13 protein-coding genes are annotated in these 19,022 nt (G+C 65.1%); 4 read left to right on the forward strand and 9 right to left on the reverse strand.

Going from position 1 to position 19,022, the window contains the following annotated elements; genetic code table 11:
- Nucleotides 1–125: 125 nt before the first annotated feature.
- A complete protein-coding gene (locus tag BM436_RS02645) occupies nt 126–1,940 on the forward strand; it encodes a methyl-accepting chemotaxis protein (protein WP_093553207.1) in 1,815 nt (604 codons plus the stop codon).
- A 157-nt stretch (nt 1,941–2,097) separates the two neighbouring features.
- Entirely contained in the window at nt 2,098–4,203 is a 2,106-nt protein-coding gene (locus tag BM436_RS02650; protein ID WP_307664028.1) for a tetratricopeptide repeat-containing diguanylate cyclase, read from the forward strand.
- A gap of 23 nt (nt 4,204–4,226) precedes the next feature.
- Here BM436_RS02650 and BM436_RS02655 read toward each other — a convergent pair whose 3' ends face one another.
- Nucleotides 4,227–4,532 carry a hypothetical protein gene (locus BM436_RS02655; RefSeq protein ID WP_093553211.1) on the reverse strand — a complete coding sequence of 102 codons (306 nt, stop codon included), beginning with the start codon at nt 4,530–4,532 and terminating at the stop codon, nt 4,227–4,229.
- A 124-nt stretch (nt 4,533–4,656) separates the two neighbouring features.
- Here BM436_RS02655 and BM436_RS02660 point away from each other — a divergent pair, with 124 nt between their 5' ends.
- On the forward strand, nt 4,657–6,867 hold the full coding sequence (locus BM436_RS02660; protein WP_093553213.1) for a molybdopterin-dependent oxidoreductase: 2,211 nt from the start codon (nt 4,657–4,659) through the stop codon (nt 6,865–6,867).
- A 60-nt stretch (nt 6,868–6,927) separates the two neighbouring features.
- Nucleotides 6,928–7,671, forward strand: coding sequence for a 4'-phosphopantetheinyl transferase family protein (locus tag BM436_RS02665; protein WP_093553215.1), 744 nt, complete (start codon nt 6,928–6,930; stop codon nt 7,669–7,671).
- 51 nt (nt 7,672–7,722) lie between these two features.
- Here the strand turns inward: BM436_RS02665 and BM436_RS02670 are convergent, their stop codons facing one another.
- From BM436_RS02670 to BM436_RS02705, 8 genes are all read right to left on the reverse strand, one after another.
- The gene (locus tag BM436_RS02670) at nt 7,723–8,208 is read right to left on the reverse strand and encodes a TlpA family protein disulfide reductase (RefSeq protein ID WP_093553217.1); all 486 of its coding nucleotides are present in this window, start codon (nt 8,206–8,208) and stop codon (nt 7,723–7,725) included.
- Between the two features lie 2 nt (nt 8,209–8,210).
- Nucleotides 8,211–9,455: a glycoside hydrolase gene (locus tag BM436_RS02675; RefSeq protein ID WP_229488820.1), complete on the reverse strand. Its 1,245-nt coding sequence runs from the start codon at nt 9,453–9,455 to the stop codon at nt 8,211–8,213.
- Nucleotides 9,442–11,736 (reverse strand): TonB-dependent receptor, encoded by a 2,295-nt coding sequence (locus BM436_RS02680; RefSeq protein ID WP_093553219.1) that lies wholly within the window; start codon nt 11,734–11,736, stop codon nt 9,442–9,444. Before BM436_RS02680 ends, BM436_RS02675 begins: the two co-directional genes overlap by 14 nt.
- 343 nt (nt 11,737–12,079) lie before the next feature.
- Nucleotides 12,080–13,711, reverse strand: coding sequence for a multicopper oxidase family protein (locus tag BM436_RS02685; RefSeq protein ID WP_093553221.1), 1,632 nt, complete (start codon nt 13,709–13,711; stop codon nt 12,080–12,082).
- Nucleotides 13,708–14,484 (reverse strand): thioesterase II family protein, encoded by a 777-nt coding sequence (locus BM436_RS02690; protein ID WP_177306901.1) that lies wholly within the window; start codon nt 14,482–14,484, stop codon nt 13,708–13,710. The genes BM436_RS02685 and BM436_RS02690 overlap by 4 nt, the downstream gene beginning before the upstream one ends.
- 126 nt (nt 14,485–14,610) lie before the next feature.
- Nucleotides 14,611–15,828: a hypothetical protein gene (locus tag BM436_RS02695; protein WP_143132921.1), complete on the reverse strand. Its 1,218-nt coding sequence runs from the start codon at nt 15,826–15,828 to the stop codon at nt 14,611–14,613.
- A 5-nt stretch (nt 15,829–15,833) separates the two neighbouring features.
- A complete protein-coding gene (locus tag BM436_RS02700; protein WP_177306904.1) occupies nt 15,834–18,326 on the reverse strand; it encodes an ABC transporter permease in 2,493 nt (830 codons plus the stop codon).
- On the reverse strand, nt 18,298–19,020 hold the full coding sequence (locus BM436_RS02705; protein ID WP_093553229.1) for an ABC transporter ATP-binding protein: 723 nt from the start codon (nt 19,018–19,020) through the stop codon (nt 18,298–18,300). Before BM436_RS02705 ends, BM436_RS02700 begins: the two co-directional genes overlap by 29 nt.
- Between the last annotated feature and the right edge of the window lie 2 nt (nt 19,021–19,022).

A 19,022-nucleotide genomic window follows, 5' to 3' on the forward strand; every position in this document is an offset into this window, starting at 1 on the left:
GCCTGGTTCCTCGACGCCCGCTGATCAATTGTGCGTCAGGCGCACGGTAGCACGTACCAAAGTACAAGTTACTTATTTTCATGCTATACCGATACCGAAGCGCCCATTCGCCTCGGAGGTAAGCCATGCGCCACTTATCGATCAAGCAAAGTTTCACGGCGATGTTCCTGCTGACCTTGCTGCTGGCCGCGCTCACCATGTGGGCGCTGCTGCGGGTGGCCGACAAGCAGGCGGCGGCCACGGCCGCCAGCCAGGCGCGCTACCAGTCCTATCTGCTGGCCGACGAACTGCGCCAAAGCTCGGACGACCTGACCCGCCTGGCGCGCACCTACGTGGTGACCGGCGAGGCGGCCTACGAGCGGCAATACATGGACATCCTCGACATCCGCAACGGCAAGAAGCCGCGCCCCGCGAACTATGAACGCATCTATTGGGATCTGGTGGCCGGCGGCCTGCCGGTGCCCCCCTCCAGCGGCCAGACCGTGGCGCTGCAGGAGCTGATGAAGCAGGCCGGCTTCACCGAGCGGGAATTCGCCAAGCTGCGGGAGGCCCAGGGCAATTCGGACGGCCTGGTGAAAACCGAGGTGATCGCGATGAACGCCGTCAAGGGCCTGTTCGACGACGGCAAGGGCGGCTTCACGCGCCAGGGCGAGCCCGACCTGGAGCTGGCGCGCCGTATCATGCACGACCCGGTGTACCACCAGAACAAGGCCCGCATCATGCAGCCGCTGAACGAATTCCTGTCGCTGCTGGACGCGCGCACGGCCGCCGCCGTGGGCCGCGCGGAACAGGACACCCGCACCGCCTTCGCCATCGCCGTGGCGCTGCTGGCGCTGTCGGTGGCGGCGTCCGTCGTCAGCCTGCTGCTGGTGTACCGCTACATCAAGCGCAACCTGGACACGGCGATCGACGCCGCCGGCCGCATCGCGGCGGGCGACCTCAGCACGGCGGTGTCGGTGGAGCACCGGGACGAGGTGGGCACGCTGATGCAGTCGATCGCCACCATCAACAGCAACCTGGCCGACATGATCGGCAACATCCGCGGCAGCACCGAGGAAATGACGGTGGCCACCAACGAGATCGCGCTGGGCAACGCCGACCTGTCGGCGCGCACCGAGGCGCAAGCCAGTTCGCTGCAGCAAACCGCCAGCTCGATGGAGACGCTGACCGGAACCGTGCAGCGCAACGCCGGCAACGCCAGCCAGGCCAACCAGCTGGCCGCCACCGCCTCCGAGGTCGCGGCCAAGGGCGGCGACGTGGTGGCCCAGGTGGTCACCACCATGGGCGCGATCAAGGAGAGCTCCGGCAAGATCAGCGACATCATCGGCGTGATCGACGGCATCGCCTTCCAGACCAACATCCTGGCCCTGAACGCGGCGGTGGAGGCGGCCCGCGCGGGCGAACAGGGCCGCGGCTTCGCCGTGGTGGCCAGCGAGGTGCGCAACCTGGCCCAACGCAGCGCCGGCGCCGCCAAGGAAATCAAGGCCTTGATCAGCGATTCGGTGGACCGGGTGGACACCGGCGGCCGCCTGGTCGACGAGGCGGGCCGGACCATGGCGCAGATCGTCTCGTCGGTGCGGCAGGTGGCGGCCATCATGGCCGAGATCACCAGCGCCAGCCAGGAGCAAAGCACGGGCATCGGCGAGGTGAACCTCGCGGTCGGGCAGATGGACGGTATCACCCAGCAGAACGCCGCGCTGGTGGAGCAGGCGGCGGCGGCGGCCGAAAGCCTGCAGGAGCAGGCCCAGGCGCTGAACCGCGCGGTCAGCATGTTCCACCTGGCCGACGCGCAGGCGGGGCGCCGCGGCTCGGCCGCCCCCGCCCGGGCCCCGGCGCCCTCCCCGGCCGCCCCGCCGGCGCGGGCGAAAAACGCGCCGGCGCTGCCGCGCGCGCCGGCGCGGCCCACCGCTCCCGGCGGCGACGACTGGGAAGAGTTTTAAGGCCGAAATTACAATTGAAACAACTTTTCCGCCGACGGGCTGTGCATTTTTCGGGAAAATCTGAGGCTGGGCTTGGCTTTCCGACCTGCAACAAGAATATAATTGTCTAGACACTTTGCGCAAAATCAATGCAAAGATCTGGAAAGGGATATCCAAGTTGGCAGGCTTCCGGGATCAGTCGTTTACTCGCGGCATGCGGCTGCTGGCGGCCGCATGCGTCCTGGCGCCCGCGCTGGCCTGGGGCCAGCCGCCGCTGGACGCGGCCATCGCCGAAATCCGCGACCAGGCGCGCTTCGTGCCGGACAAGGCCCTGGTCCAGCTGCAAAAGATGGAGCCCGCCGCGCGCGCCGCGCCGCCCGCCACCAAGGCCGAATTCCTGGCCCAGCTCAGCTTCGCCTGGCGCCAGCTGGGCAAACACGAAACCGCCCTGCTGCTGGCCGACGAACTGGTCGTGTTCGGCCGCGCCCAGGGCGACGCCGTCATCCTGGCCAAGGGATTGCTGAGCAAGGCCTACGTACTGTCGTCCATGTCCGAGCGCAAGGCCGCGCACGAGTTGGCCTTCGAGGCGGAGAAGATCGCCAACGGCACGGCCGACCTGGCGCTGCGGGTGCAGGCCACCATCACCTCCGGCCAGTCCTACGCCGAACAGGGCAATTTCCCGGTCGCGCTGGCCAAGCTGCAGACGGCGGTCGACCTGGGCCGCCAGATCGACGACCTGCTGCCTCTGGCCACCGCGCTCAACGCGATGGCCCTGCTGTACGGCCAGATGAAGGAATACGACAAGGGCTGGGAGGTGCTGGACGAGTCGGTGCGGATCGCCGACAAGCTCGATTCGCCCGGCCGCCGCGTGCTGGCCAGAAAGACCGAATACGGCCTGGCCATCGATTCCAAGCAGCCCAAGCGCGCGCTGGCCGCGCTGCAGGCGGGGCTGGAACTGGGACGGCAGATGGGCGCGCGCTCGCTGGTGGCCGACACCCTGGTCAACCTATCCGACAGCTACCTGAAGCAACACGACTACCCGAAGGCCCTGCGCTACAGTGTCGAGGCCCTGCAGGCGGGCGCCGAGTTGAACGACCTCGGCCTGAACGCCACCGCCTACGTCAACAAGGGACAGGCCGAGCTGGGCATGGGCCGCCTGGCCGAGGGCAAGAAGAGCTTCGAGGCCGGCCTGGCCCACTTCCAGAAAATCGGCGACAAGCCCGAGCTGCAGGCGGTGCTGATGGAGTACGGCCAGGCGCTGGAACGGGTGGGCGACTACGCCGGCGCCATCAACGCCTACCACCGCGAGCGCGCCATCTCCAGCGACCTGTTCGAGCAACAGCGCCAGAAGGCCATGTGGGACTTGCAGGAAAAGTACGAGACCGAAAAGAAGCGGCGCCAGATCGAACTGCTCAGCCGCGAGAACCAGGTCAAGAGCGCCGAGATCGACAACCGCCGCCTGCAGCAGCGCGTGTGGTGGCTGCTGGCCGTGGTGTTCGCGCTGGCGTCGGTGATCGTGGGGCTGCTGTACCGCAAGGTGCGCCAGGCCAACGCGCAGCTGGAAGTGAAGAACATGGAACTCAAGGCGCAGAGCTCGCTAGACCCGTTGACCTCGCTGTACAACCGCCGCCACTTCCAGGAATTCATGCGCACCCACAACCACGTGGAGCGCCGCGGCGCGGCCGGCGAGGACATCGTCGGCGCCCTGTTCCTGCTGGACGTGGACCACTTCAAGCACGTCAACGACACCTACGGCCACGCCGCCGGCGACGTGGTGCTGAAGCTGATCGCGGAAAACCTGCGGGTGGCGTTGCGGGAAACGGACATGATCGTGCGCTGGGGCGGCGAGGAATTCCTGGCCTTCCTGCCGGCCATCCCGCGCAGCGGCGTGGACGAGATCGCGCGCCGCATCCTCACCACCATCTCCGCCCAGCGCATCGAGTACCAGGGGCACAGCTTCGGCGTGAACGTCTCGGTGGGCTTCGCGCCCTTCCCGCTGATCCCGGCCGACACGCCGCTGCCGTGGGAGCGCGCGGTCAACCTGGTGGACATGGCGCTGTACCTGGCCAAGGCCCACGGCCGCAACCGCGCCTACGGCGTGCGCGGCTTCGACCGCTTCAGCCAGACCTCGATGGAGGCCATCGAGCAGGACCTGGAGCGCGCGTGGCGCGCCGGCTTCGTCGATCTGAGCGTGGTGCTGGGCGGTTCGCCGGACGCGCCGCCGCCGCCGAACGAGCACAGCAACGTGGTGCCGCTGAAGCAGGCCTTCAAGGCCGGCAACTGAGCGCGCCCGCCAACCGGGCACGCCTACTTCTTGTCGCGGGCCTCGCGGGCCGATTCCTGGATCTTCTCGCCGGCCTCCTCGATCTTCTCGCCGGCCTTTTCCGTGGCGGCGTTGATCTTCTCGCTGGTTTCGCGGGCGGCCTCGGCCAGCTTCTGGTTGGTTTCGCGCGCGGCCTGGGTCAGCTCGGCGCCGGCCTTCTGCGTCACCTCGTCGATTTTCCGGCCCGCCTGCTCGGCCGGCCCGGCCTCCGGCTGCTTCTGGCAGCCCGCCAACACCGCCGTCATGATCGCGACCGCCAGGGCCGCGTAGAATAGGTTCGCTGGTTTCATGATTCGTTTCCTCATCTTTTCTTGTATCACTCAAGCATACACCCGGGCACTAAAAAACACGATTGACACGCGTGTAACAAAAAATGACAATAGCACGAGCGTTCACTTTTATAAGGAAACCGTCATGTCCACCACCGCCCGCCGCATCTGCCCCTTCTGCGAAGCCAGCTGCGGCCTTGAAATCGAACTGCAGGACGGCCGGATCGGCAGAATCAAGGGCGACGAGGCGGACGTGTTCAGCGCCGGTTTCCTGTGTCCCAAGGCCATCGGCCTGAAAGACCTGCACGAGGACCGCGACCGCCTGCGCACGCCCCTCGTCAAGCGCGACGGCGTGTTCACCGAGGCCACCTGGGACGAGGCCTACGCCGAGATCGAACGGCGCCTGTTGCCCATCATCGAGCGCGACGGCGGCAACGCGGTCGCCACCGTGCTGGGCAATCCCGTGTCCCACAAGATGAGCCTGATGCTCTACTTCCCGCGCCTGGCCAAGGCGCTGGGCACGCGCAATATGTACTCCGCCTCCAGCGTGGACCAGATACCGAAGATGCTGTCGGTGGGCCTGATGTACGGCGGCTGGCTGTCGGTGCCGGTGCCGGACATCGAGCGCTCGCGCTTCATGCTGATCATCGGCGCCAACCCCATGGTGTCGAACGGCAGCCTGTGGACCGTGCCCGACTTCCGCAGCAAAGCCAAGGCGCTGCGCGCGCGCGGCGGCAAGATCGTGGTGGTCGACCCGCGCCGCACCGAGACGGCGGACATCGCCGACGCGCACCACTTCATCCGTCCCGGCGCCGACGTGTTCTTCCTGCTGGGCCTGGTCAACGCGCTGTTCGACGAGCGCCTGGTGCGCCTGGGCCGCCTGGAAGGCCACGTGAACGGCGTGGACCAGCTGCGCGAGGCCGTGCGCGGCTACGCGCCGGAAGCCGTGGCGGCGCGCTGCGGCATCGCGGCGTCCGTGACGCGCGAACTGGCGCGCACGCTGGCCGGCACCGAACACGCGGCCGTGTACGGCCGCATCGGCACTTGCACGCAGCAGTACGGCACGCTGGCCTCGTGGCTGATCGACGTCGTCAACGTGCTGACCGGCCACCTCGACGAGGAAGGCGGCATGATGTTCCCGAAAGCGGCCGCCTTCGCCGCCAACACGCGCGGCAAGCCCGGCGCCGGACGCGGCATCGCGAGCGGGCGCTACAAGAGCCGCGTGTCCGGCGCGGCGGAGGTTGCGGGCGAACTGCCGGTCACCTGCCTGGCCGAGGAGATCGACACGCCGGGCCCGGGCCAGGTCAAGGCGCTGATCGCCATCGCCGGCAACCCTGTGCTGTCCGCGCCCAACGGCGACCGGCTGGCCGCCGCGCTGGACCAGCTGGAATTCATGGTCAGCATGGACATCTACCTCAACGAGACCTCGCGCCACGCGGACGTGATCCTGCCCGGCGTCTCGCCGCTGGAGGACGCGCACTACGACGTCACCTTCACCCAGTTCTCGCACCGCAACCACGCGCGCTACAGCCCGCCGGTGCTGGCGCGCGAGGGCGGCGCCCCGGACGAGTGGGAAACCCTGCTGCGCCTGACCGCCATCGTCAAGGGCCGCGGCGCCGGCGCCGACATCGGCGCGCTGGACGACGAGCTGCTGCGCGAGGAGCTGGAGAAGACCGTCGGCCCGCTGGCCGACAGCGTGATGGGCATGCTGGCGCCGCGGCGCGGCGTGGAGCGCATGCTGGACCTGGGCCTGCGCGGCGGCGCCTACGGCGACCAGTTCGGCCGCGCGCCCGGCGGCCTCACGCTGGACAAGGTGCGGGCGGCGCCGTCCGGCATCGACCTGGGCCCGATGACGCCGCGCATCCCCGAGCTGCTGCGCACGCCGTCCGGCAAGATCGAGCTGGCGCCGCAAATGCTGCTGGACGACCTGGCGCGCGCCGCCGCCGACCTGGCCGCGCCGGCGCCAGGGCTGGTCATCATCGGCCGCCGCCAGCTGCGCTCCAACAACAGCTGGATGCACAACCTGCCGGTGCTGGCGAAAGGCGCCTACCGCTGCACCGCGCTGGTCCACCCGGCCGACGCCGCCCGCCTCGGGCTGGCCGACGGCGGCCAGGCCGAGGTGCGCAACGGCGCCAAGCGGATCGAGGTGCTGGTGGAGGTGAGCGAGCAGATGATGCCGGGCGTGGTCAGCCTGCCGCACGGCTGGGGCCACAACCTGCCCGGCACGCGGATGGGCGTGGCCGCCGAGCGCCCCGGCGTCAACCTGAACGCGCTGCTGGACGAGAACCTGCGCGACCCGCTGTCCGGCAACGCGGTGCTGTCGGGGATACCGATCGAGATGGCGCCGCTGGCCTGACCCGATTCCCACTCCACCGGACGGCCGCTGCGTATAATTCGCGTCGTATCTGCGATTAATATGATGAATTACTCGGATCGGACGGAGTGGAAAATTAACGAGAGTACTTTTATTTACGACGTACAAGCGGTGTCGATGCCGGACCTGCCCGACTCTTCATTGCTGAGTTGCCGCTTCGCACCCGCTCATTATCATGACAGCCTGTTCTTGCGTCATGGCTTGCCTTTACCGGCCACCCTGGCGCAATCGGTTGTCAAGAGAAGGGCGGAATACCTCGCAGGACGCTACCTCTGTAAAAAGATGCTGGATGTCCACGGACTGCCGTCCATCGTCCCCAGTGGCGCAAGCCGTGAACCGATTTGGCCCGCTGGATGGCTGGGTTCCATCACCCATACCCGCGATATGGCGATCAGCTGCCTTTGCCGCGATAGTGACATTGCGCTGCTTGGCATAGACCTCGAGGCCTGGATGGACGATAGTCTGGCAAGCAATATCGCCGACACCATCATCGACCAGCATGAGCGCCAATTGCTGGCCGGCCCCTGGCGCTTTTCCCAAGGTTTAAGCCTGGTATTCTCCGCAAAGGAAAGCTTTTTCAAGGCGGCGTTCCCGCTGGTGAAACGATATTTCGATTTCGACGGGGTGCGCATGGTCGATATCGATTACGCGGCCAAGCGATTCAGTTTGCGAGTCGCAGAACCATTGGCGCCCGAGTTGCCGCGCGGCCGCATATTGACCGGGTCATTCCAATACGACGAAAAATCTGTATTTACAGTGCTGGCACAACGGCCTTCGCTTTCGTAGAATTGGCCGGACTGGCGCTGTCGAACCAGGGCGGGCGGGCCTACGCCCGCATCATGATCGCGGCATCAGCCTGGCAATCACTTCCGGAGCAATCACCCCTGAGTGAGCCACCTTCCCGCCGCGCCCGTCAAACCAGTAGCTGCGAGGCAGCTCGCCATGCCATTTGCCATCGATCGCATATCGCAACTGCTCCGGCGGCGCCGCGCCAAATGCCCATGCCTCCGACGCGATGCCTGCCGCCTTCAACTTTTTTTGCATCATTGCGGCATTCCGTTCATCGCTCAGCGTGTCCGTCGCCAACGTCACCACTTTCAAGCTTTTGTGCTTGCGCTTTTCCCGCGCAAGGTGGGTCAGACTGGCAAGGCAATACCCGCAATCAAGCGACCACACCACCAGCACGAACGGTTTTCCCTTTTGGCCCGCGAGGATGCGCGCCATGCCGTCGGCTTCGAAGGGCTGAATCGGTTGGGCCGCGTGTGCGGACGCCGTCAAAAGCGTCAACAGGCAGCCGGCAAGCAGACGTATCGTCTTTTTCATGTTCAAGATCCCTTCATTGCCGCTATGCTGCGCACGCCTTCGTTCCGCGTACGCCATATCAGATAGATTCCCGCATCGGCCGCCACCAGGCGCGGATGGTCGGAGCCGCCCTCGGTGCGCGCAAGTTCAACATTTCTCCAGGTCTTGCCGCCGTCGTCGGACACCTTGGCAAGAATCGCAGTGGATTTGCCATCGAACTGCTTCCAGGCAAGCGCGATCGATTTCCCATGCACCGCGACGTCGGCATGCTGGGCTTGCGCGGAGCCAAGCCGTACCGGCGTTTGCAAAACCCCGGACGGATCCGCACTGGCGTAAAACACGCCGCCCTCCTCGCCCTTGACGTTGAACCAGGTCTGATGCCGGGTTCCGTCGGCCGCATACGCCAACGCGGGACCGTGATGCGGACAGGCGTCGACCCGCCAGTCTTCGAAGGTGGCCCGGTTCAACGCGGGGAGCTTGCCGTCGGGCGTCAGTTCGATCAACGCATGGTCGCGCGCATTCGGTTCGAACACATGCCGCCACATCGCCACTGGCTTGCCGTCGGGACGCAGCGCCAATGCGATCCGGCAGCACTCGCAGGAGTGGTCGGCGATCTTGTAGTCGCCGCGGAAGGTCGCGCCGCCGTCGCCCGACACCGCGTAGTAGAGCGCCGCGCCGGCGTACTTCCGATTGCGCGTCCTGGCGGCTTCCAGGTCGCGCTTGTCGATCCATGCGACATAGATGCGGCCTTCCCGGTCCACTGTCATCGACTCGAAACGGTGCGTGATCACATCGCGATTGGCATGCACCACGATCGGCGCCGAAAAGCTTTGGCCGCCGTCGGTCGAACGGATGAAACGGATTTCAGCGGTGTGCGGCTTGGCCAGCGGTTTGGTGTAGCTGACATAGATCTCATCTTTCGATCCAAAAGCCAGCTTCGGCCGATTTTCGCCATCGGCCGAGATCGCGCTTTCCGGCTCGCGCTGCAACCGCTTCGGCACGGACCACGTCTGCCCCATGTCTGGCGAATCCCGCAAGACCACGTAGTCGCCGTCCGGCGTCGATTCCTTGCTTGCCAGCCATAGCCTGCCTTGCCTGTCGACCGCGGCTGTTGTGCCCAGTTCGGCCGGCTTGGCGGCTGGCGCTCCGGCTTTGCCGTGATGTTGGGGTGCGTGTTGCGCGGACACGCTAAATGAAATGCAACCCAGTGCGATCAATCCAGGCATGACGATGCGCGCAGCGCCAGTCATCAAATTAGATGTTTCCACGAATTTCTCCCAAGATGGAACGGCCCGGATACGGGTGGAATACCCAGTATTTTCGATTGGTCAGGTTGTCGATCCCGAACGATGCCTCCAGGTTTTTCGAGATTCTGTAAGCGACTTTCGCGTCCCATACCGTATAGCTGGAAACGCCGCCAAAGGTGTTGGCATTGACGTCGGTGTTTTCCAGCGTGCCGTACTGGCGGCCGGAATGGCGCAGCGCCAGGCTGGTGGTCCATTGATCGTTGGGGCGGTAGGCGCCGGTCAGGCTGCCGCGCACGCGCGGCAGCCTGACCCAGTTGTTGCCGACAATGGCGGGATTGTTGGCGTTTTCCAGGATGATGGAACGGACAAATGCGATATTGCCGGTCAGTTCCAGGCTCCGCACCACAACGTCGCAGGCACTCGCGGAAAACTCGACGCCGCGTGTGCGAACCCGGTCGATGTTCTGAATATTGGTGACGTTAGGCGTCACCAATATATTCTTCTGGTTGAAGATGGTGTCGCGGATGTCGTCCTCGAAGATCGACGCGCGCACCGTCCCGTTCGTCCGCTCGAATGCGATCGCGCGCTCCACCGTGAATTCCTTCGCCAGCGAACGCTCCGGTTTCAAATTCGGATCGTTGTTGACGATGTTGCCCGCCACCACCGTCCCCTGAAACAGTTCCGACACGGTGGGAAAACGTACGCCCTTCCCGGCCGACGCCTTCCATATCCAGTCGGCGTCGGGCGTATAGGTCACGGATGCTTTCGGCGACCATGCGGAGACGCTCCGCTCGGGATAAGGATTGTTGGCGCCGACGCGCTTGCCGTCGTAGGCCTTCCACTGTTCGTGGCGCAGCCCAAGCGTCGCCTGCCAGCGTGGCGAAATCCGCCATGCGTCCTGAACGAAGAATGCCTGCAAACCGGTCTTGCCGAAAAAGCCGGAATTCAGGTTCGCGGGATTGGCGCTTCCGTTCAACCAGTTGGCGGTGTCGAACACCAGGTTCTCGAGCCGGTAGCGGTTCGAGTGGTAGCCCATGGACAGCGCATGCGCCTCGTTCCTGGCAGGGGTATGGGTTCCCTGCAAGTCCAGCGTCTTCCAGCCTGTGCCGCCGCCGTCCGCATAGCTGCCGGCGAGGCCGCCGGAACTGGGCGCGCTCGCCGACGAGCGCGTCACGTCCGTCGCGATGTCGTACAGCGTCGCCACCGCGGATGCGTTCCAGCCGGTCTTGTTTTTTGTGGTCAGCTTTAAACCGAGCAAACCGTGCGCCTCTTCCACATTCTGCGGCGAGAACGCGGCTGCGGGGATTCGGTACACGGCGCCGCCGATGTTGACCAGTCCGCTGTCAACCGTATTGCCGGCGGCGTCGCGCAAGATGCTCGCGCCGTGACGCCGGCTGTCGTTGTGCCAGTAGCTGTACAGTATTTCGCCGTACAGCACGGGAGAAAAGTCGTAACCCGCTTTCAATTTGAATTGTTCCTGCGAGCTATCCTCCAGCCCGGCGCCGTTCGGCCCCGCCAGGTACCACGGCCGGCCGGACGGGTCGAGGCCCCGGATCGCGCCCGTCACCGGGACGCCGACGCCCGAGGCGGCCGATTGCAGCGTGACATACTGCATCGGCTGGCTCTTGTTTTTCAGGCGGTTGGCGCCGATGGAATACGTCCAATCGCCGGCCTTGTCTCCCAGCCACGCGCTGGCCTGATGGCCGCCGTAGCTACCCGAATAACCCGCATCCTCGTAATGCTGGGTGAAATATTGCAGTTTGGCCGACGCTTCGAATTTTTTTGCTTGCCGCGTCGTCATGATGACCGTGCTGCCGATCGAGTTGCCGGGGTAGATCGCCGAATAAGGCCCATACAGCACATCGACGCGCGCCAGTTCCTCAGGGGCCACGACGTTCCAGCGCGGCGCATTGAACTGACCGAGGAACTGCGACAACAGATAGCCGTCCGCATAGACCAAGCCGCGCGGCGCCTGCAGATTGCTTGACGAACGGCCGCCGATCAGCGCATTGCGGTCGCCGATGTAGCGCTTGCGTATCGTGAGGTTCGGCATGTACTTCAGCGCATCCTCGACGTTGACGAAGTTCTGTTCGCGCAACTGCGCGGCGGTTTTGCTTTCAGTCGTGGTCGGCAGATTGGGGTCGAGCGGCGAGCGGCTGCCGGTAACAACGATGGCTGCGAGCGATTGGTCCATCGCGACGCCTTGCGCGCAAGCGCCGCAGGCGAACAGTTGGGAGACTGCCAACGCCAGCAAGACGGGCTGTGGTCCGCGTCGGTGGTGCTTGATTGTTTCGATCTTCATGACGCCTCAACATTTTTCATGGATGACAAGGCGCGTCTTGCCCGTCTTCCGCTACGGAAGACAAGAGTTCGCAGGACGCGCCGATATTTGGACGCGCGGCTGTTCAGCGTGCGCGGCGGCAGGACGGGCACATGCCGTGCCAGCAGGCGGAACGGGCAATGGATGCCATTCGCGTGATCCGAATGCGGTTCCCCTGCCACGCCGTCAGCTGGCGCCAAAGCAGCGAACAACATCAGCGCGGCCAGCCACCGGACCAAGCCATGGCGCCACCCGGCCCTACGAAACGCGGCGGCGAATACAAGCGATGAGTCACAGCGTGGCGGCGTCTGGCCCATCATTTCGATCAGCCTGCGACGGAAAAGCCGAGCATCATGCCGAGATCCTCATGTTCCAGGTTGTGACAATGGAACATATAGCGCTGCTCGCCCCGGAACGGCATCGAGAAATCCACCGCGACGCGCACCGTCTCTCCCGGCCAGACCAGAACCGTATCCACCTGACCGGTATCCTGGGCAGTACGGCCCTGCCGGTCGAGCACCAGCGGCTTGATCTGGGCGGGGCTGTTTTCGCGCGACAGCACGGAGAATGAAAAGCCGTGCAGGTGCATCGGATGCGGCATGCTGGCATCGGCATTCCGGATGCGCCAGATTTCCCGCGCGCCGTTTCGAAGCCGGAACGCGTCGTGCGCCTGGTGAAAAGTCTTGCCGTTGATGCGCCAATGGCCTTCTCCGTCATGATCCAGTAAAAAATCGCGCTCCGCGGCGCCAACCCGCGGCGGCGCCGCCGCCGCGCCGATCCGGTGTGGAAGGCGGCCGTTTGCGCTGTGGTCCTCTTTCACCTGAATGCGCAGAACCGGCTCGTCGGCCCCTTCACCGCGCGCGCCATGCACGTGTCTTGCCCCTGCCCCTGCCCCTGCCGCCATGCCTTCCATTTCCCCCATGCCGGCCATCATCCCCATTTCGTTATGCATGGGATCGAAACGCAGGGTCTGCAGCCAGACGTCGCCGACCGCCGCTTGGCGCAAGTCGATTGCGACATCGATGCGCTGCGCCGGCGCGAGAAACAGCTCCTTGATTTCCAGCGGCGCTTCAAGCAATGCGCCATCGGCGCCAAGCAAGGCAAATGGCAAGCTCGCCTGCCCTTGGCGAAACGCCAGTTTGTACAGACGTGCGTTGGAGCCGTTGAGCATGCGGAAGCGCACCCAACGCCGCGGCAGTTCGATGAACGGAAAGCGCGTCAGGTTGACCAGGATCTCGTTGCCGCCCATTCCGTGGAACTTGCGCTTTTCGCTGGCGGTATAGTGCATCGCGCCGGAGCGCTCCAGTTCGCGGTCCTGGATCACCAGCGGAATATCGGTTTTGCCGAACGCCACATTCAGTTCGCGCGCCAGCCGGTCGGAAGCCTCATCCTCGACTAGAAACAAGCCGCTCATGCCGCGCCATACCTGTTCGCCCGCGTTTTCATGCGGATGCGGGTGGTACCAGTTCAGGCCGGCGCCATTGCGGATCCGCCAAGCATAGTCATGGCTGGCGCCCGGCTCGGCGATGCGCATGCCGCCGCCGTCGTTTTTCCCATCGTTGGTAAAACCATGCCAGTGTATGATCGATGGTTGCTCAATACGGTTGTCGAAGCGCAGCGCGACCTCGTCGCCCGCACGCCCGATCAGGGTCGGATTGATCAGCGTCCTGCCCTGCACCTCGGCCTGGTACACCCACATCGGCGTGCCGCGATTGCCGCGCAAGTTCCGCGACAGCGGCACGGCGCTCAAGCGCGACACCGCGCCCACACGGACCGGTGCAAACCATCCCTGCTCGCCGGGCGGGCGCAAGGGATTGGCATAGCGGCGTCGTAGCGACGCATCCAGGTCGCGTGCGGCGGCGCCTGCATCCTGCAGGCGCCCGCCCCAGAAATACAGTGCCGGCGGAACCAGCAAAGCCCCGCTGCCCATTAGAAAATGACGGCGCGTCGGCTTCATGGCAATTCACACGGGAAGGGTTGATTTGGCAAGGGCCGGCAACCGGCTGATTGGTCCAGATCGGCGCGGAGATGAGAAATCAATTCGGCCGGCTCCTGCATCGGAAAGAAATGGCCGCCGCGCAGCAGCACCTGCCGGCAGGAAGCCGTCGTGTAGTTCTGCCATCCCCACACGTCGTCCGGCCGTACCGCATCGTCACGCGCCGCCAACAGCGTGAACGGATAGTCAACCAGCAAACCGCGCTGATGGATGCTTTGTTCATGCACACGGAAATCGGCACGCAGAATCGGCAGCACCATCGCCAGCAAATCAGGATGGTCCAGCACCTGCGCAGGCGTGCCGCCCAGCCGGCGCAACTCGTCGGTCAATGCCGCGTCGGACAAATGCGAACGGGACTGTTTCGGCGCGCCGAAATGGCCGCATGCGCACAGAAAGCAACGCATCGGCGCGGTCTCCAGCATCTGCTCCAGCGCCGCCGCGACCGCGAGCGCCAATGCCGCCCCCGCGCTATGGCCGAACATCGCGAAGCGCAGGCCGGGCTTGCGCGCCGACTCCGCTTTGAAATCAGCGGCAAGCCGCAATGCCAGTGATCTGACAAGCTGATGAAAGTCATCGACCAATGGCTCGCTCATGCGGACCCCATGGCCGGGCAGTTCAACGCCCGCCACCTGTATGTGAGATGGCAACAACCGCTGCCAGGCACGAAACACGGACGCGTTGCCCCCGGCATAGGGAAAACAGTACAGCTTGATCGGGTAGGCGTTCTTCGACATAGTCCAGGTCATCTTGAAACCTTATTCAGTTCGACAGGCCTAAGGCGGCAAAAGCCGCCCAATGCATGGACGCCGGCGATACGAGGGTGATGCTGCGAAGCATGGAGCTCTCCTATTGAAAACAACTCAAAAAAATTGCTGGAAACGCATAAAGAACAAGTTGCCACCCCGGCCGTACTCGCTCTCCGCCTTGCCATGAAACAGTTGAGCGCCGCCCATCAACACGCTGTTGTCGGTAACCTCGCACGTCAACGAGGGATACAACATGCGGCTACCGTCTTTCAGGTTCCCCAACAGGTAGAGCGCCCCTTTGAGCAATGGCGTGAAGTCGTAGCCCGCCGCCAGTCCGAGGTAGGCGCTGCCGTAGGGCTGCGCCGAGGCAAGCTGCGGATTCTCCTGCCATTGCCGCAAACGCTCCGCCAAGGGCTGGCCGCTGAAGTACAGTTCGGACGACAGGCTGAATGTGGTGGGGAAAACGTAGTCGGCGCCCAGCAGCAGCTTGCGATAGTTGCCGCCCGCCCCCCCGTTGCGGGTATAGGCGGCTTCCCCGCGAACAGCCACGCCGCCGTACTGCGTCGCGAAGTCGATGCCCACCACATCGTCGCGCCAGTACCTGCCATAGGTCAGCGTCAGGTCGGTACCGTCGAGGTGGGTTCGATAGCGCGCTACCCATCGATTGTTCTGCCGGGCCGGATCGGGAGCATAGATCGCGGTCAGCGCCGACAACGCGCCCAGGCTGCGTTCGACGAACACCGCGTCGACCCCGACGAATTCGTCGCGCTCGACCTGCAGCGGGTTGACCGGGTTGAGCATGTCGAGCGTGCTCCAAAAGCGCCCCGTGCCCAAGGGCACGCGCTGGCGTCCCAGAACCAGCGTCGTGGCGTCGTCCGTGTATTGGGCATAAGCCCGGAAAAAATGCTGGGTGCCCCGCAGGTCTTCGCGGTTCAGCCAGGTGCTTGCGCCGCCAAGGTATGGGCGCGGCGAGCCGTTCGCGATGGCGCGGAACCGCCCTGTCTTCAAATAACTGCCCGCGGTGAATTCGGTATCGTGATCCACCTGGACCAGCCATTGCGGAGAAAGCCGGTCAGTCACTTTCAACCGCAGGCGGTTGACGATCCGGGTGTAGTCCTGCCTGGCCGCATCGGACGCGCGCCCGGCGAGCGCAAGGCTCCGGTACGAGCCAGCCAGGTGAAGCGCGTCCTCCTGGGCGGCGGGCGGCTCGCGTGCCTCGGCCTCGGCCGCGGCCGGCGCGCTCATCGCCAGAGCCGACAGTAACAGCGCACCTGCGTAGTCCGAGGCGGCGCGCCGCCGGTCCGGACACATGGCCGTCATGTTCTCTTTCATCGCGCTCATCCTCGCCGCAGGGCATCAACGGGATTGAGCTTTACCGTCCTCATGGCCGGATACACCGACGCCGCAAGAACCAGCAAGCACAACAACCCGGCGGGCCCGAACAACAAGCCGGCGGAAAGCACCGGATGCACGATGTCGGTGACACCCGGAAGAGAGTCCGATCCGCGCGCTGCCAGCGTCACCCCGGTGACGGATAGGCGCCACGCGATCGCGCCGCCGAGCACGATGCCGGTCGCCGCGCCGATTGCCGCCAGCAGCGAGGCCTCGGTGATCACCAGGCGCAGCACGGATTTTGCGTCCGCGCCGATTGCCAGCAGGGTGCCAAACTCGGTGCGCCGCTCGAATACCGACATCAACAGCGTGTTCATCACAATCACCGACACCATGCCAAACACGATGGCCAGCACCAATAGCAAACCGTGCCGCACCAGGTTCGAGAACTGCGCCACTTCGGGCAGCAATTGCTGCCAGGTCAGCGCCTGTAGCGCACCGTCCGCTGGCAGCATGCCGTCGAGGCTGCGCACAAAGGCGGGCACGTCGGCGGATGGATGCAGACGCAGCAGGAGATTGGTGATCCGCTCATCCAGCGCCAGCATCTTTTGCGCACTCGACAAGCCCACGAAAGCCATGCTTGCATCCGGTCCGCGCGATCCGGTATCGAAGATGCCGGCCACCACGAACGCCTCGGACGCCAGTTGCCCCTTGGCATCCTGCGCGGTGACGACCACTTTCTCCCCCACGCGCACGTCCAGCCGTTCGGCGAGCTTGCGCCCGATGAGCACGTCCTGGCCGGAGCGAAGAGCGCTGCCCTGGCGGATCGCCTGGTCCAGGAAAGTCACGCCGCGCTCCTGCGCCGGATCGACGCCGGCCAGCGTGATCGGCTCGGCCTTGCGCGCACTGCCCAGCGTGGCCTGGGTTTGCACGCGCGGACTGAGCGCGCGCACCTGCGGCAATTCCCGCAGCCGCTCCAACCATTGCGGCGCGGCCTGGAAAGCAAGCTCAGGCCGCGCGTCGAAGCGAAACGACTTGTGCTGAATCTGCGCTTCCCCCGTCAACAGACCGGTGGCGTTGCGCACCATCTGGGACAGGAAACCTTCCGCGAACGCGCCGACGAAGATGAATGCGCCCAGACCGAACGAGAGCGCCGCCAGGCCGAGCGCCGTGCGCACACGCGAGCGGTTCAGATTGCGCAAGGCCAACCGCAGGTTCATGGGCAACCTGGAAATTCGCCGCGCCGTGGGCTGGGAGCGCGACGCGCCGGCGTCCCGCCATTGCCCGCGCAATGCGGAAATCGGTGCGATGCGCGCCGCCCGCATTGCCGGCATTACCGTCGCCAGCAGCGTGACGGCCAACAGCCCCATGCCCGCTTCCAGCACACGCGCCCCATGCAATTCGGGCACGATGATGGTGCTTGCGCCCTGCATCATTTGCATGCCCTGGCTGTGCGCGCTGAAATCGACACCCGTGCGCGACAGCCACGCGACCAAAGCAAGCATGGCCGTACTGCCGACCGCGAACGCGGCCGATGCCATCAACAAGCCCTCGTACACAATGGCGCGAAACAGTTGGCCCGGCTCGGTGCCGATAGCGCGCATGACGCCGAACTCGCGCACCCGCTCGGCCACCGCCATCTGCAAGGTGCTGGTCATGCCCACGGCGACGATACCGAACAGCACCAGCATGACGACACGAACCACCGATTCATGCAAATCGACCGACTGCGCGACGGAAGGCAGCAACTGCCGCCACCCCCATGCCCGGTAATCCGACCCGGAAAGTGCCGCGCCGGCTTTGGCCCGCACGCGCTCGGTGTCCTGCAGCGACGCCAGCTTCATCGCGACCGCGGTAACGCGGCCCGGCGCGCTGAATAATTCCTGCGCCGCCGGCAAAGTCACAAACACCTGGGAGCTGTCCACCATCGCATTGCCGCTGTCATAGATGCCCACGATCCGGAAGCGCTGCGCGCCGATGGCGCCATGCATCCCCTGGGAGACGATCGCCACTTCGGCTCCCACCGCAACCGACAACGCGCGCGCCAGCGACGCGCCTACCACCATGCCGCTGTCGCCCCCCGTCTTCAGATAGCCCCCTTCCACCAGTTTGCGGCTCAGCAGGGTTACTTCCGCTTCGCGTTCCGGTTCCACGCCAGCCACCAGGACGCCGCGCGCGTTGTTGCCGGAGGCAAGCAAGCCCGTGCCGGACAAGCGGGAGGACCTCGCAACGATTTCGGGCTGGCGCAGCGCCGGTTCGACATCCTCGGCGCGAAACGCAAAGTCGATCGAATGCTTGTCGAGGAAGCCTTGGCGCTGGATCTGCAGATGGCCGCTGTAATTGGCGGTCATGTTACGGATCAACTGGGCGTTGACCCCGTCGAACATCGACCAGGCACCCAGCAGCGCAACGAGGCCGAGCGCGATGCCCGAGCAGGCAAGCAGAGAACGCCGCCTCTGGCGCAGGACGCTACGTGCGGAGAGCTTGAGCCACATCATGTGCCGAGTCCTCCGTGATTTTGCCGTCCTGCATGCGGACGATGCGGCGCGCATGACGCATCACCATCGGGTCATGCGTCGAAAAGAGGAACGTGGTCCCCAGTTCGCGGTTCAAGCGCTGCATGGTCTGCAACAGCACCTCGCCGGTATCGGAGTCGAGGTTGGCGGTGGGTTCGTCGGCCAGCACGAGCAAGGGCTGGCCGACGAGCGCGCGCGCCACCGCCACGCGTTGCTGCTGTCCGCCGGACAATTCGTCCGGGCGGCGGTGCATGTGTTGCGCCAACCCCACCGCATCGAGCATCGCCTTCGCGCGCTCCTGCCGCTCGGCCGCCGGCCGTTTCTGCAATTGCAGCACGTATTCCACGTTCTCCAGCGCCGAAAGCACCGGGATCAAGTTGAAGCTCTGGAACACGAATCCCAGCTTGTGCAGCCGCAACGCGGACCGCCGCGCCGGTGTCAATGTCTTCAGATTCTCGCCGTCCACGCTCACCTCACCGCTGTCGGGCTGGTCCAGCGCGCCGATGAGATTGAGCAGCGTCGTCTTGCCCGAACCCGAGGGACCCACCAGTGCGGCGAATTCGCCTGCCCGGACGGACAGGTCCACACCATCCAAAGCGGCAACCGTATTGGCGCCATCGCCGTACGAACGGACCACGGTCCTGACGGTCAGCAAGTCTTTCTTCATCTGTTCCATGC

It is taken from the genome of Pseudoduganella namucuonensis, from assembly GCF_900116645.1.
Classification (GTDB): domain Bacteria; phylum Pseudomonadota; class Gammaproteobacteria; order Burkholderiales; family Burkholderiaceae_D; genus Rugamonas; species Rugamonas namucuonensis.

What these genes read in the sequence shown, in the direction of transcription:
- BM436_RS02645 (WP_093553207.1), top strand. Translation starts at nt 126, where the DNA reads ATGCGCCACTTATCGATCAAGCAAAGTTTCACGGCGATGTTCCTGCTG.
- BM436_RS02690 (WP_177306901.1), bottom strand. Translation starts at nt 14,484, where the DNA reads ATGTCGAAGAACGCCTACCCGATCAAGCTGTACTGTTTTCCCTATGCC.
- BM436_RS02695 (WP_143132921.1), bottom strand. Translation starts at nt 15,828, where the DNA reads ATGAAAGAGAACATGACGGCCATGTGTCCGGACCGGCGGCGCGCCGCC.
- BM436_RS02670 (WP_093553217.1), bottom strand. Translation starts at nt 8,208, where the DNA reads ATGAAAAAGACGATACGTCTGCTTGCCGGCTGCCTGTTGACGCTTTTG.
- BM436_RS02665 (WP_093553215.1), top strand. Translation starts at nt 6,928, where the DNA reads ATGATGAATTACTCGGATCGGACGGAGTGGAAAATTAACGAGAGTACT.
- BM436_RS02655 (WP_093553211.1), bottom strand. Translation starts at nt 4,532, where the DNA reads ATGAAACCAGCGAACCTATTCTACGCGGCCCTGGCGGTCGCGATCATG.
- BM436_RS02680 (WP_093553219.1), bottom strand. Translation starts at nt 11,736, where the DNA reads ATGAAGATCGAAACAATCAAGCACCACCGACGCGGACCACAGCCCGTC.
- BM436_RS02700 (WP_177306904.1), bottom strand. Translation starts at nt 18,326, where the DNA reads ATGATGTGGCTCAAGCTCTCCGCACGTAGCGTCCTGCGCCAGAGGCGG.
- BM436_RS02685 (WP_093553221.1), bottom strand. Translation starts at nt 13,711, where the DNA reads ATGAAGCCGACGCGCCGTCATTTTCTAATGGGCAGCGGGGCTTTGCTG.
- BM436_RS02660 (WP_093553213.1), top strand. Translation starts at nt 4,657, where the DNA reads ATGTCCACCACCGCCCGCCGCATCTGCCCCTTCTGCGAAGCCAGCTGC.
- BM436_RS02705 (WP_093553229.1), bottom strand. Translation starts at nt 19,020, where the DNA reads ATGGAACAGATGAAGAAAGACTTGCTGACCGTCAGGACCGTGGTCCGT.